This window comes from Phyllobacterium lublinensis, from assembly GCF_020164435.1.
GTDB classification, from domain to species: domain Bacteria; phylum Pseudomonadota; class Alphaproteobacteria; order Rhizobiales; family Rhizobiaceae; genus Phyllobacterium; species Phyllobacterium lublinensis.
In genome coordinates this window covers 232,454-246,042 of the sequence record NZ_JAIUDQ010000003.1, presented here as the reverse complement: position 1 = coordinate 246,042, position 13,589 = coordinate 232,454, and the positions used below count along the sequence as shown (strand labels likewise).

10 protein-coding genes are annotated in these 13,589 nt (G+C 59.2%); 3 read left to right on the top strand and 7 right to left on the bottom strand.

Annotation, left to right across the window (positions count from 1 at the left end; all coding sequences use genetic code 11):
- Positions 1 to 37: 37 nt before the first annotated feature.
- Positions 38 to 625, bottom strand: coding sequence for a biotin transporter BioY (locus K9U38_RS05850; protein WP_224493398.1), 588 nt, complete (start codon positions 623 to 625; stop codon positions 38 to 40).
- A gap of 122 nt (positions 626 to 747) precedes the next feature.
- On the opposite strand from K9U38_RS05850, the gene K9U38_RS05845 reads away from it, so the two are divergent.
- Positions 748 to 1,647, top strand: a complete 900-nt coding sequence (locus K9U38_RS05845; RefSeq protein ID WP_224493397.1) for an MBL fold metallo-hydrolase — start codon at positions 748 to 750, stop codon at positions 1,645 to 1,647.
- A gap of 23 nt (positions 1,648 to 1,670) precedes the next feature.
- On the opposite strand, the gene K9U38_RS05840 is transcribed toward K9U38_RS05845, so the two are convergent.
- Complete coding sequence (locus tag K9U38_RS05840) at positions 1,671 to 2,471, bottom strand: DUF1499 domain-containing protein (protein WP_224493396.1); 801 nt, start codon at positions 2,469 to 2,471, stop codon at positions 1,671 to 1,673.
- A gap of 575 nt (positions 2,472 to 3,046) precedes the next feature.
- On the opposite strand from K9U38_RS05840, the gene K9U38_RS05835 reads away from it, so the two are divergent.
- The gene (locus K9U38_RS05835; protein ID WP_224493395.1) at positions 3,047 to 3,436 is read left to right on the top strand and encodes a hypothetical protein; all 390 of its coding nucleotides are present in this window, start codon (positions 3,047 to 3,049) and stop codon (positions 3,434 to 3,436) included.
- A 224-nt stretch (positions 3,437 to 3,660) separates the two neighbouring features.
- On the top strand, positions 3,661 to 5,055 hold the full coding sequence (locus K9U38_RS05830) for an aminotransferase (protein ID WP_224493394.1): 1,395 nt from the start codon (positions 3,661 to 3,663) through the stop codon (positions 5,053 to 5,055).
- 69 nt (positions 5,056 to 5,124) lie between these two features.
- Here the strand turns inward: K9U38_RS05830 and K9U38_RS05825 are convergent, their stop codons facing one another.
- From K9U38_RS05825 to smc, 5 genes are all read right to left on the bottom strand, one after another.
- On the bottom strand, positions 5,125 to 5,886 hold the full coding sequence (locus K9U38_RS05825) for a polysaccharide deacetylase family protein (RefSeq protein WP_224493393.1): 762 nt from the start codon (positions 5,884 to 5,886) through the stop codon (positions 5,125 to 5,127).
- Between the two features lie 69 nt (positions 5,887 to 5,955).
- Positions 5,956 to 8,619, bottom strand: a complete 2,664-nt coding sequence (gene ppdK / locus K9U38_RS05820) for a pyruvate, phosphate dikinase (protein WP_224493392.1) — start codon at positions 8,617 to 8,619, stop codon at positions 5,956 to 5,958.
- A gap of 166 nt (positions 8,620 to 8,785) precedes the next feature.
- A complete protein-coding gene (locus K9U38_RS05815; protein ID WP_224493391.1) occupies positions 8,786 to 9,250 on the bottom strand; it encodes a nucleoside deaminase in 465 nt (154 codons plus the stop codon).
- Positions 9,251 to 9,261: 11 nt separating this feature from the next.
- Complete coding sequence (locus K9U38_RS05810) at positions 9,262 to 9,933, bottom strand: ankyrin repeat domain-containing protein (RefSeq protein WP_370631834.1); 672 nt, start codon at positions 9,931 to 9,933, stop codon at positions 9,262 to 9,264.
- A gap of 133 nt (positions 9,934 to 10,066) precedes the next feature.
- Positions 10,067 to 13,528, bottom strand: a complete 3,462-nt coding sequence (gene smc / locus K9U38_RS05805; protein ID WP_224493390.1) for a chromosome segregation protein SMC — start codon at positions 13,526 to 13,528, stop codon at positions 10,067 to 10,069.
- Between the last annotated feature and the right edge of the window lie 61 nt (positions 13,529 to 13,589).

Here is a 13,589-nt window from a genome sequence, read left to right as displayed (position 1 = left end):
AGGCGCCGGACGTACCGGCGCCATTTCGGTGTGCACCTTACCGGCGCTTGAACAGGGATCCTACGGCCGGAACAATGGCAGCTGCCAGCGCCAGCTTCAGCACATCGGCGATGATGAACGGGCCGACACCGAAGGTGAACGCCTTCTCGAAACCGAAGAGATAGGCCATCCACAGGAAGCCCATGCCGAGAACCACGATCTCAGCCGCAAACATGGCCGCGCCAAGAGCGAGCGGATTGCGGGCTAAGCCCTTGTCGGCGGCACGGCCAACAATCCAGGCTGCAGCGAGATAGGACAGAAGATAGCCCCCCGTCGGTCCGACCATGTAAGCAAGGCCAATGCCTTTTTCCGGCGTCCCGGTGAAGACCGGCATGCCGAGCGCACCTTCGAGAAGGTAAAGCGCCATGGTGGCGACGGCGAGACGCGAACCATAGGCCGCGGAAATGGCGAATAGCGCGAATGTCTGCATCGTCACGTTGACGAAGACCATGTCGACCTTGGTCTTGGCCGCAAGGGTCATCAGCGCGGTGCCGGCGAGCGCGAGCGAGACATACCAGACCGCCTTGGCGAGCTGGCCCTCCGGTTGGAATTCTTCTGCGAGGGAACGGGTCTGTGCAACGATCATCTGTCTATCCTCCGGAACTGGCGGTCATTACGACCTTCGCTTTCGCCATGTATGAAAACGGTATATTGGGGTTTATGCCGCACTGCAATACGTCGAAAGTCCCACAAAGGTAGTATCCGTTCATGTCCCTCGTTTTCGACAGTCAATTTGCGCCACGCTATGGCGAAGCCGTGGATATTGCGCCGAAAGTCAAACGAATCACCGTCAACAATCCCAGTCCTTTCACATTCCACGGCACCAATACCTACCTGATTGGTGAAGACACCCTGGCGCTGATCGATCCAGGCCCCATCGATGATGCGCACCAGGCTGCGCTTCACCGTGCAATCGCCGGCAGGCCGGTCAGCCATATCCTTGTCAGCCACACGCACAGGGACCACTCGCCGCTTGCTACCCGGATGAAGGACGAACTCGGCGCGCTCGTCGTGGCGGAGGGGCGGCATCGCCCGGCGCGTGCGCTGCATACGGGCGAGGTGAACCTGCTGGATGCAAGCGGCGACACGGATTTCGCGCCGGACATCGCGGTGCCCGATGGCGGCCTCATCGAGGGTGACGGCTGGACCATCCGCGCCGTGCACACCCCGGGCCACACTGCAAATCATGTCGTGTTTGCGCTGGAGGGAACGGGCATCCTGTTTTCCGCCGACCATGTCATGGCCTGGGCAACATCCATCGTCGCGCCCCCCGACGGGTCGATGTCGGACTACATGGCGTCGCTGGACCGCCTGCTCGAGCGCCATGACCGCGTCTATCTCCCCGGGCACGGCGGCCCGGTTACAAAGCCAAAGACATTCGTGCGCGGCCTGAAAGCCCACAGGAAGATGCGCGAACGCGCGATATTGGAGCGCGTCAAGGCCGGCGACCGGACGATTCCCGCCATGGTCAAGGTGATCTACCGTGAAACCGATCCGAGATTGCACGGAGCGGCTGCATTGTCGATGTTGGCCCACCTCGAGGACATGGTGGCGCGTGGTCTCGTGCAGACCGAGGGCAATCCGGCGATTGACGGTATTTACTGGTAAGATGGCGCTGTGCGTGGTTCGCCTTACTGCGCCGGCTGGGTCGTTTCCTCTTCCGGCTGGGCACTCTGGACTTCGGCGTCGAGCGCCGCCAAGAAGGTAATGATGCGATCGGCATTCTCGCCGAGGTCATGGATACCGTAGCGGGAGACCGAGCGCATATCGACATAGGTGGTCTCGCCTTCATCGGTCAGCCGAATGACCACGTCGCCGGTAAAACCCAGAAGCCAGGTCCGTGCCACCACCTCAAGCAGGATTTCCTCATCCACGCCTGGCTCGCCCTTCTGCTCGACCATCGTCCATCCATTGTTGGCGATAACGGTGTTGACGGCGGTCAGTATCCGGTCGGGAGAGCCCTCATAGCGGCGTCCCGTCACTTCGGGGTACGCGCTCGACTGGAGGCCGCGGCTGTCTTCGTCGTTGACCAATGGATTCATCTGGCTGGTGCGCTGGCCGGCAGCGGCAAAAAGCTCCGGCGGGTCGGTCAGGTCCGTCGAAACATCGTAGATCGTTGGAAGTGCAAGTGCCTGATAGAGTGTCGTGACAAAGGGGGCCAGCACGACGAGCGCTATGATGGTGCCCCAGAATGCACTCGGGAATCCGCGATCGCCCCGGCGCCAGATGCTGGTAAACCCCTTGAGGCTGAGCAGCAATGCCAGCAATGCGAGCCCGGCAACGATTGCAAGCAGCCAGAGGAACTCCGGCGTCTCGATGCGCTCGAATCGATGGCCGAGCGCCGACAGGACAAACAGGATCGCCGAGAGAAAGGCGACCCGCACCGACCATTTTGCGGAAATCGATTGGCGGCGTCGAAGATGCGGTCGCATGGGATCCTGGCGTGCTGTTGATCGTGCCAACAGCTAATCGCATAAATGCAACGACGCAAGCGACAGACATCGCCACGCTATCACTGCGTCACTTTACGTGCTCCCTGTCCGGCGATCATGAAGCACCCTCTTCTCCGGCAATCGTAGAACACCTTCCCCTTCGTCATCCTCGGGCTTGACCCGAGGACCCATTTGCAGGGGAGTCCACAGTGTCGTGGCTTCGATAGAATTGGAATCGGAACCGTTGCAGGCACAAGGCAGAATCGTCGGCAGTAATAGCGACAATATTGCCTTCAATTGACTTTTCCGGAGCGTAATAAAGTAAATATCTCTCGATATAAATTGTGTGTCGGTTAAAAATGAAATTGTGCATCGACGTCCGTGTCATGCAACGGCTGCTCACGACAACACCAATCTTGCCGGATGCAATCTGCGTGACGGCCCTTTAATACCTTGATCTAGGTGGGCAACCTCTGACTGCATTTACGCCGTTTACACTTTATGAGTGGATCAGGCGTCACACTGCTGACATCATTGCAGCGGTGATTTGGGTAAGTACCCAAGGGAAAAAACAGATGGCGGAACGCAGACCGCCTTCGCAGAACAGAATGACGAGGCCGAATATGATGCCGGACGCTGGCAAAGCGGTTTCGCTTGAAGTAGTCGAAATTGAACTGGCGCTTGGCGCTCAGGACATCGTTGCCGATGGATTTGAGGGTGCCTTGCGCAAGGCTGCCGATCTCGTAGGCGGGGAACTGATTTTCAATATCAGGGCTCCTGAAGATAGTGCCCAACAGCGCGTTGCGGCGATCTCGGTCTCCGACGGCGCAACGGAGCAGATGGTGTTCGTCATGCTTGGCAATGATGGGACCAGCCTGACCGTGAGTTCGGATCAGGGAGAGAACGCGCTGCTCAGCAAGCTTGGCCAGGATTTCGCGGCCGTCATGAAGGGGCAGCGCCCTTGAGGACGCGCCCACGCTGAATTGGCGCAGTTTTCTCCGTGAGTGACGAGAAATCGCATGTAGTTTGGCGAATCCTGCAGAAGAATCGGCGAATTCGGGCCAAAATTTTGCACCTTGAGTTGAAAATTTGATTAGTCTGGTTGCGGCATGATTTCTCGCAACCGGGCTTTGCTCTCGGTGGCAAGTCCCGTTAAGGTTGCTTATCCTCTCAAAGCCGGAGTCATGCCATGGCGGTCAGCCTTCCCCTTACGAATGTCCAGCAGCGCGATATAAACGCGGTCCTTCATCCTTATACCCCTTTGCACAAGCTCGCCGAAACCGGTCCGCTGGTGATGGGGCATGGCAAGGGCGTCTATCTCTACGACACGCAGGGCAAGGAATATATCGAGGGTATGTCCGGCCTCTGGTGCGCCGGTCTCGGCTTTGGCGATGAGGAGATGATCGAGGCCGCCAACGAACAGATGCGCACATTGCCCTATTACCACCTCTTTGGCGGGAAAGGCATGGAGCCGGCCACTGAACTTGCTGAAAAGCTTAAGGAAATCGCTCCGATACCGATTTCCAAAGTGTTCTATACCTCGTCCGGTTCCGAGGCGAACGACACGCAGGTGAAGCTTGCCTGGTACTATAACAATGTAATGGGACGGCCCAAAAAGAAGAAGATCATCTCCCGCATCAAGGCCTATCACGGCGTCACGGTGATGGCCGCATCGCTGACCGGTCTGCCCGGCAATCACAAGGGCTGGGATCTGCCCGTCGAGGGCGTCCTGCACACGGATTGCCCGCATTTCTACCGCTTTGGCCAGGCAGGCGAATCCGAGGGCGAGTTTGTGGCTCGCCTTGCCAAGTCATTGAAAGATATGATCGAACGCGAAGGACCTGAGACAATTGCCGCCTTCATCGCCGAGCCTGTCATGGGCGCCGGCGGCGTTATCGTTCCGCCTTCCGGTTATTTCGCAGCCATCGAACCCATCCTGCGCGAACATGATATTCTTATCATCGCCGACGAGGTGATCAACGGGTTTGGCCGCACCGGCAACTGGTGGGGAAGCCAGACTGTTGGCATGACCCCGACAACCATCTCTGCCGCCAAACAGCTGACTGCAGCCTACGCCCCCCTCGGCGCGGTTCTGGTGCCGGAAGATCTTTACCAGGCCTATGTCGACCACAGCGCCCAGATCGGCACATTCGGCCATGGCTTCACCTATGGTGGCCATCCTGTCGGCTGTGCTCTTGGCGTAAAGGCCATCGAGATTTACCAGCGCCGAAACATTGTTGAGTATGTTCGCGGCCTGACACCGACCTTCGAGGCCCGATTGCGCAAGATCAAAGATCATCCGCTCGTCGGCGAGGTTCGTTCGAGCGGACTTGTTGGCGCTGTGGAAATGGTTGCTGACAAGGCTACGAAACGTTCCTTCGATCCAGCCCACGGCGTTGGAACAATTCTTTCGAAGTTCCTGGAAGGACATGGTGCCGTTCTTCGGGCCCTTGGCGACACGATCGCCTTTTGTCCGCCGATGATCATTACCGAGGACGAACTCAACGAACTCTTCAACCGCTTCGAATTGGCATTGGCCGATACGGAGGCGCATGTGGAGAAGAACCGGCTGCGGGCGCAGTAACGACCGTTAAAAGTGAAGGGGCAGCTTGGAAGCTGCCTTTCGTTATGCCCCGCGCTGGTCAAGAAGAAATCAGACGCCGGGCTGCACCGGATTGTCGAATTCCTCGACGTCTTCCAGGCGCACGAACCGGAAACCCTTCTGCTTCAGGGCCAGGATGCCTTTGACGACCCCCTCGCCAGACGCGCGCGTCGGCTGATTGATGTGGGCAATGATGACATCGCCGTCCCTGGCAGCAGCAATGCGCTTCTCCACTTGCCCCGCCAGCAATGACGCTCCCGCGTCAGCATTCAAGGAATAACCGGCCACTCGATATCCCATCTGATGGGCGAGCGTAATCGCATCATTGCTGTAGCGTGCCGTTGCGTCGCGATACCAAGCTGGCTTCGTCAATGTCGCTGTGGTCATCGCCTTCTCACCGCCTTCGATTTCCGCGCGGACGGCAGCCAGCGACCCGGCTGTTCTCAAACCGAACATCGTCGGCTGATTGTCGATTGCCGGAACATGGTCAAGGCCGTGGTTCTCAAGCTCGAAAAGGTCCGGATGCGCCTTCATAAGCGCCAATGACCCGGCGTTGCGCCGCAGCCATCGGCCAGTGACGAAAATGGTCGCCGGAATGCGATTTTCCACGAGCATATTCAGTATCCGCAGGTCTGTCTGGCCAGAGCATGCATCCAGCGTCAGGGCTACCTGTGGCGCAACCTTGCCACCCTTGGCGATATGCAGCTTCGGCTCAACATAGTGGGCATCGGTGCGCGCCAATGCGATGTTTGCCGATAGAACGAGGACGGGAATTGCCAGAATAGCGGAAAGTTTGTGCACGATGCGATCCATGTCGGGAAAAATCCGCCCCGAGATAGATGGGGAGATCGGAGCGGATTTGTGGCAGGATCGCTTATCGATTCATTTTGATTTCGCAGATGCCTGTGCGGCTGCCAAACGGGCAATCGGCACCCGGAACGGCGAGCAGGAGACATAGTCGAGCCCGGTTTCCTCACAGAAATGGATGGAAGCTGGATCGCCGCCATGTTCACCGCAGATGCCGAGCTTGATGTTTGGCCGGGTGGCCCTGCCCTTCTCAACGGCGAGCCTGACCAGTTCGCCGACGCCATCCACATCGATGGACACGAAGGGATCCTGCTCGATGATGCCTTTCGTCTGATAGGTCGTCAAAAATGAAGATGCATCGTCGCGCGAGATACCAAAGGTGGTTTGGGTCAGGTCATTGGTCCCAAACGAGAAAAACTCGGCGACCTCTGCGATTGAATGGGCCCGCACCGCAGCGCGCGGCAACTCGATCATCGTTCCGACCAGGTAGTTGATCTTGATATCGGCTTCTTTCATAACGTCGGCAGCTACGGCATCGATCCGTGCCTTCACGAAATCGAGTTCGGCTCGCAGGCCAACCAGCGGTACCATGATTTCCGGCTCCACGGGCGCGCCGGTTGACTTCGCCGCCTGAAGCGCTGCTTCAAAGATTGCCCGCGCCTGCATTTCGGCGATCTCGGGATAGGAAATTGCAAGACGGCAGCCGCGATGACCGAGCATGGGGTTGAACTCATGCAAGCTCTCAGTCCGCTCGCGCAATTTCTCGGCACTGACATTCATTGCTGCCGCTACCTCTGCGATCTCCTCCTCCGTCTTGGGCAGGAACTCATGCAAAGGTGGATCGAGCAGGCGAATCGTGACCGGCAGACCGTTCATGATTTCAAACAGTTCGGCAAAGTCGGAGCGCTGCATCGGCAACAGCTTGTCGAGTGCCGCGCGGCGTCCCTTTTCATTGTCCGCAAGGATCATCTCGCGCATGGCGATAATGCGCTCACCCTCGAAGAACATATGCTCGGTGCGGCACAGACCGATGCCCTCAGCACCAAACGAGCGGGCCATGCGGGCATCGGCAGGCGTTTCGGCATTGGCGCGCACCCTCATGCGTCGCGCCACGTCGGCCCATTCCATGATCTTGCCGAAATCGCCCGACAGCTCTGGCTGCAGCATGGGCACTGTGCCCTTGAGCACCTGCCCGGTGCCGCCGTCGATGGTGATAATGTCGCCCTTCTTCAAAACAACGCCCATGGCAAGCAAGGTTTCGTTGCGGTAGTCGACGCGCAAGGAACCGGCACCCGACACGCAAGGCTTGCCCATGCCGCGGGCAACCACCGCTGCGTGGCTGGTCATGCCGCCACGGGTGGTGAGAATGGCTTCTGATGCATGCATGCCGTGGATGTCTTCGGGGCTCGTCTCTATGCGGACAAGAATGGCTTTTCGGCCTTCTGATTTGAGCTGCTCCGCATCCTCCGACGAGAATACGATTTCGCCGGAGGCTGCCCCCGGTGACGCAGGAAGCCCGCTGCCGATCACATTGCGCTTGGCATTGGGGTCGATCGTCGGATGAAGAAGCTGATCGAGCGAAGCCGGGTCAATGCGCAACACTGCTTCGTCGCGGGTGATCAGCCCTTCCTCGGCCATCTCGACGGCGATCTTCAATGCGGCCTTGGCAGTTCGCTTGCCGGAACGCGTTTGCAACATCCAGAGCTTGCCATTCTCGATTGTGAACTCAAGGTCCTGCATATCGGCATAGTGTTTCTCGAGCCGTTCCGACACGGCACAGAACTCGGCAAACGCCGCCGGCATGACTTTTTCAAGCGATGGCTTGTCCGATCCGGCCGCGATGCGGGCTTCTTCGGTTATGTTCTGAGGCGTGCGAATACCTGCCACCACGTCCTCGCCCTGTGCGTTGACCAGAAACTCACCGTAGAGCTTCTTTTCACCCGTTGACGGATTTCTCGTGAAGGCAACGCCCGTGGCCGACCGGTCGCCCATATTACCGAATACCATGGCCTGAATGTTGACGGCCGTTCCCCAGCTCTCCGGAATGTTGTGCAGGCGGCGATACGTGATAGCGCGCGCATTCATCCAGCTTGAGAAGACGGCGCCGATCGCCCCCCATAGCTGCTTTTCAGGATCCTGCGGAAACGACTCCTCGAGTTCTTCCTCGATTTTCGCCTTGTAGAGGGCGATGACATGCTTCCAGTCATCCGCGGTCAATGCGGTGTCGACCTCATGGCCGAGATCGGCCTTTGTATCTTCGAGAATTTCCTCGAACACCGAATGATCAAGGCCCATCACCACATCCGAGTACATCTGAATGAAGCGGCGGTAGCTGTCATAGGCGAATCTTGGGTCGCCGCTCTCGCGGGCAATTGCCTCGACGGTGTCATCGTTGAGACCAAGATTGAGAACGGTATCCATCATGCCCGGCATGGAGGCACGTGCGCCCGAGCGGACAGACACGAGCAAGGGCTTTTCCCTGTTGCCGAACGAACGGCCGGTAATGGCTGCTATATGTTGGAGCGCCTGCTTTACGTCAGTTTCAAGCGTCTCGGGATATTGGCGGTCATTTTCATAGAACCGGTTGCAGACCTCGGCAGTAATGGTGAATCCGGGCGGAACGGGGAGCCCAAGCGCGCACATCTCGGCGAGATTGGCGCCTTTCCCTCCCAAAAGATCGCGGTCGCCCGCCGATCCTTCTGCCTTGCCGTCACCGAAAGTGTAGACCCATTTCACCATTGCAGCCTCCCATGCCGCCAGAGCATAAAAGAGGTCTACGCGATCAATCGGCCAAGCACCATCGAAAAATGCTGCATTGCACCATTCAAATCGATTAGCAGGGTAAAACAGCATTAAGCTTTGAAAATATTCGTCATTTTGGGCGCGCGCAAATTGCAAAATTCATCTAGTTCTGGCGTCGATTCCATTCGACATAAAGGTCGGGACCAGATTGGAGGCGGACCGGCACATGGCGGATCCTCATGGTCTGCTCGCCAAAGGGCCTGGCGAGGTCTGTGTATATCTCAGCGGTAGACAGACCATAGGGCGCACCTTCTTCGTTTGAGTAGGCATAGTACACTTCGCCGACCCCGGCGAGACGCATCGCGGCCATACACATGGGACAGGGATGACCGCTCGCATAAACGGCGCATCCGTCAAGCCGCGCCGAGCCCAGCTTCTGGCTTGCGGCCCGGATAGCAGTCAGTTCCGCATGGGCCGTGGGATCGTTGGTGCTGAGAATCTCGTTTACCCCTGTCGCGACAACATCACCATTCTTGACGATGACCGCACCGAATGGCCTGCCACCCCTCTTCATGTTGTCATGCGCAAGTTCAATGGCTTCGCACAGGTAGCGTTGCGTATCGTCCATGCCGATCTCCCTCATCTCGCGCCGGCGGCAACCAGTATTCGTTCGATCTCTTGGTACCCGCGGCTGCGTGCATGCTGGAGCGGGGAAACTCCCTCGCCATCGGCAAGATTGACGTTCGCCTTCGCATCGACCAGAGCCTGGACGATCTTCTGATGCCGTTCTCCACCGTCGCTAAGGATGATCGCTTCGAGGAGGGCCGTCCAGCCGAGATTGTTAACGTGATCGACCTCGACGCCCGCCTTGATCAGCGTGCGCACGGTTTCGACATGACCTCGTTCGGACGCTGGAATAAGAGCCGTTCCACCGTAGCGGTTCGTGCTCTTCAGATCAGCGCCGTGAGAGAGTGTAAGCTTGAGAATCTCGAGATGGCCACGCGCACCTGCGTAGAGGTAAGGGCTGTCTTTGATGTTGTCCTTGGCATTGACGTCGGCGCCCGCGTCGATCAGTGCCGTGGCTGTGGCGACATCGTTTTCCTGCGTTGCGACGAGGAGCGCCGTGCGCCCCTGCGAGTCGCGGGCGTTGATCTTGGCCCCGGCGGCAAGGAGTTGCCTTATGGTCGTAACGTCGCCTTCCGCAGCGGCCTGATGCAATCGTGCTTCACGCATGTTCTGTCCAGTTGCTCCTGCCAGCAAGGTTGCCAACGTTACGAAAATGAACGCCGCGAGCGTAACGGGTATACGCATTCGAGAGTTCCTCCGACATATCAGTTGCGGCAGCAACGGTGAGCTCAACGCCAGCAATCCGTCAATCACGAAAGACCAGGGGCGCATCTGGTGGCAGCAAGCGTGGATCTGCTCAAACGGCGAACGTCTGGCTCTAGCTCGCCTCGCGCAATTGTTCGGCCGTTTGCAGATCGACGGAAACCAACTGGCTGACGCCCTGCTCAGCCATGGTCACGCCAAAGAGGCGATTCATGCGCGCCATGGTGATCGGATTGTGCGTGATGACGACAAACCGCGTATCCGTGGACGCAGCCATTTCATCCATGAGATTGCAGAAGCGCTCGACATTGTGGTCATCGAGCGGCGCATCCACTTCGTCGAGAACGCAGATTGGAGCAGGATTGGTCAGGAACACCGCGAAGATCAACGCCATCGCCGTGAGCGCCTGCTCGCCGCCCGACAGAAGCGTCATCGTCTGCGGCTTCTTGCCGGGCGGTCTTGCAAGAATTTCGAGACCTGCTTCGAGAGGATCGTCTGATTCAATCAGCTGCAATTCGGCTGTTCCACCGCCGAAGAGATGCGTGAACAGGCGCTGGAACTGGACATTGACCACTTCGAATGCTGCCAGCAAGCGCTCGCGTCCCTCGCGGTTCAGGCTCTGAATGGCCTGGCGCAGCTTCTTTACCGCCTCGATAATATCTTCGCGCTCGCTGACAATTGCCTCAAGCCGGCCGGACAGCTCTTCTTGCTCTTCTTCCGCACGCAGGTTGACCGCACCGAGACGCTCGCGCTCTATCTTGAGACGTTCAAGATTGCGCTCCGTCGCGTCGACGTCGGGCAACGGGTCGTTCGGGCCAATCCCTGTCAGCTTCATGGCCTCGTGCGGCGCACAGTTCAACGCTTCGGCGATACGTGTTTCCGCATCCTGGCGCCGTTCCTGCGCAGCGGCCAGCCGTTCCTCGGCGCGAGCCCTGCCCTCGCGCGCCGTCGCAAGCGACTGAATGGCATCCGTAGCGGCGCGGTCCAACTCCTGCTGTTTGGCTTCAGCGACAGCAAGCCTGTCGGCCGCATCCTTGCGCAGAGCCTCCGCTTCCGACAGCTGCGAAAGCAGCATCCGGTTGCGCTCGGCAATTTCTTCAGGGGCATCGGCGAGATTTTCCGCCTCGCGCTCCGCCTCCAGCCGCCGCTCGGCAAGCGACCTGATCTGCCGGTCGGCATTATCCGCGCGATCGATCCAGCTCTTGCGTTCATGGCCGATCGATTCCAACCGACGAATGCGGTTTTCTGCTTCCCGGCGAAGGCCGTCATGGGCCGCGCGCGCCTCGGCCAATGTGGCGCGGTCCAGCGCAACCTCACTGGCAAGGTTTGTCAGCTGGACGTGGAGTTCCTGCAGGTCGACAGCGCCCGATAGCCGGGCCTGGGCATCGACAAACTGTTCCTGGGTCTCCTCGAGCGTTTCGGCCAGCCTGGCCTGGCCCTCCACCAGGGCGGCACGCCGGCTGGACAGTTGCCCAGCGGCGCGCTCGGCTGCCGCCAATGCCTCGCGCGCATCGCTGACAGCCCGTTGCATGCCACGCCAATGATCGCGTGCCGTGCGTTCCGTCTCTACGGACTGTCGAACGACCGCTTCAGCACCGGCAATGGCGGCTTCCGCTTCGCGCAGTCGTTTCGTCGCCTCGATCACTTCGAGGTCAAGCTCCGCCAATCGGTTCTTCTGAGCAAAGCGCTGTGCAGCGGGCGTCGGGGCATCGGCGCTGGCCGTATAACCGTCCCAGCGCCATAACGCGCCGGAGCGGCTGACGAGCCGCTGGCCCGGCTTCAGTGAGGCCTGCAGGCCTGCGCCGCCCTCGCCCTCATCGACCAGCCCGATTTGAGCAAGTCGGCGCGCGAGTTGTCGTGGCGCCCGAACCACCTCTGCAAGAGATCGTATGTTGCCCGGCAATTGCGGGTCGCTGTCCGCATCGTCGACGTCGCCCCAGAATACCGGAGCGCTACTGTCGGTTGGCGCATCGAGGTCCTCACCCAAGGCAGCACCCAAGGCAACTTCAAACCCCTTGTCTACCTTGACCGCATCAACGATGGCAGGGAAAAGGTCGGAGCCACCGACATTGATCATCTTGGCAAGCGTACGCGCTTCGGTCTCGATCCGCCCCAATTCGCTGCGCGCATCCTGCAGTGGTTGCCGACGCTCTGCCTCCCGCTGGCGGGCGGTTTCTACGGTGGCTTCGGCTGCCATGGCAGACTCTTCCGCTTCGTCGAGCGCTGCTTCCGCAGCTTCTACGAGGCTCTGCTTTTCCTGCGGATCTGCCAGCGCGGCGATCTGGGCCGCGACACCGGAAAGGTCCCGCTCAACGTCGCTAATCTGACGGATGAGCCGATCCCTTCGCTCAGAGCTTTCGCGCAGATTGCGCTCGATTTGGGCACGCTCTGCGGATGCCTCTGCCCGTTCCGCAGTGAGCTTGGTCAGCGCAGCCTCGCTTTCCTTCAGCTTGGCGTCCGCACGTTCAAACTCGGCACGGGTTTCAAGTTCGCGTTCGCCGGCATTGGCAGTTTCTTGGTTGAGCGATCGCTCTTCAGCGTCAAGGCGCGCCAAAACATCAGCATTATCACGCACCATCTGTTCTTCACGCGCGATATCGGCAGTAAATTGCAGGAGGCGCTTTTCAAGCTCCGACTGACGGACGCGAATGCGTTCTCCTTCCTCATTGAGCTGCGAGCGGGCAATCGTCAGGCGCTGCAGGACAGCCGCAGCCTTGGCCTCCGCCTCCCGCAAATCAGGGAGCTTGTGGGCACCAATCGCCTGTTCCTTGGCAGCATTCATCTGCCGCTGGGCCTGATCACCCACGCCGGAGGTCGCGATGGACAATGCCGATTGCGCATCACCCTCCTGAGCCTTGGCAACCGACCATTTCAGATGCAGTAAAATCGCCTCTGATCGCCGGATATCGGCGGAAAGGCTCTTGAAGCGATTGGCCTGCCGCGATTGACGCTTCAGGCTTTCGATCTGCGTTTCAAGTTCGCCGACGACATCCTCGAGCCGTTCAAGGTTTTGTTCCGCTGCGCGCAGCCGCAATTCGGCTTCGTGGCGGCGCGTGTGCAGGCCGGAAATGCCCGCGGCTTCTTCCAGCAAGGCACGGCGGGCCTGAGGTTTGGCCTGAATAAGTTCGCCGATGCGGCCCTGACCCACCATGGAGGGGGAACGGGCTCCCGTCGACTGGTCGGCAAACAATAATTGCACATCCTTGGCGCGGGCATCCTTGCCGTTGATGCGATAGACAGACCCGGCTTCACGTTCTATGCGGCGGGAGACCTGAAGCTCGTCGGAATTGTTGAAGGCTGACGGGGCACTGCGGTCCTGGTTGTCGAGAAACAGCGTCACCTCGGCCGTGTTGCGAGATGGGCGCGTGCCGGATCCCGAAAAGATCACATCGTCCATTCCGGACGCACGCATGTTCTTGTAGGAGTTTTCCCCCATTACCCAACGCAAGGCCTCGACCAGATTGGACTTGCCGCATCCGTTGGGGCCAACGACGCCTGTCAATCCGCTCTCGATAACGAATTCCGCAGGCTCTACGAAGGATTTGAAGCCGAGAAGGCGGAGTTTGGTAAAGCGCATCAGATGCCCTTCTCGCCAAACACCGCACATTCGAAAGGTCGGGAAGCGGACGCGGTTGAGC

Excerpts from the sequence above, each read along its gene's own strand:
- K9U38_RS05840 (WP_224493396.1), bottom strand. The coding sequence starts at position 2,471 with ATGCGACCGCATCTTCGACGCCGCCAATCGATTTCCGCAAAATGGTCG.
- K9U38_RS05845 (WP_224493397.1), top strand. The coding sequence starts at position 748 with ATGTCCCTCGTTTTCGACAGTCAATTTGCGCCACGCTATGGCGAAGCC.
- K9U38_RS05835 (WP_224493395.1), top strand. The coding sequence starts at position 3,047 with ATGGCGGAACGCAGACCGCCTTCGCAGAACAGAATGACGAGGCCGAAT.
- K9U38_RS05825 (WP_224493393.1), bottom strand. The coding sequence starts at position 5,886 with ATGGATCGCATCGTGCACAAACTTTCCGCTATTCTGGCAATTCCCGTC.
- K9U38_RS05830 (WP_224493394.1), top strand. The coding sequence starts at position 3,661 with ATGGCGGTCAGCCTTCCCCTTACGAATGTCCAGCAGCGCGATATAAAC.
- K9U38_RS05850 (WP_224493398.1), bottom strand. The coding sequence starts at position 625 with ATGATCGTTGCACAGACCCGTTCCCTCGCAGAAGAATTCCAACCGGAG.
- K9U38_RS05810 (WP_370631834.1), bottom strand. The coding sequence starts at position 9,933 with ATGCGTATACCCGTTACGCTCGCGGCGTTCATTTTCGTAACGTTGGCA.
- ppdK (WP_224493392.1), bottom strand. The coding sequence starts at position 8,619 with ATGGTGAAATGGGTCTACACTTTCGGTGACGGCAAGGCAGAAGGATCG.
- K9U38_RS05815 (WP_224493391.1), bottom strand. The coding sequence starts at position 9,250 with ATGGACGATACGCAACGCTACCTGTGCGAAGCCATTGAACTTGCGCAT.
- smc (WP_224493390.1), bottom strand. The coding sequence starts at position 13,528 with ATGCGCTTTACCAAACTCCGCCTTCTCGGCTTCAAATCCTTCGTAGAG.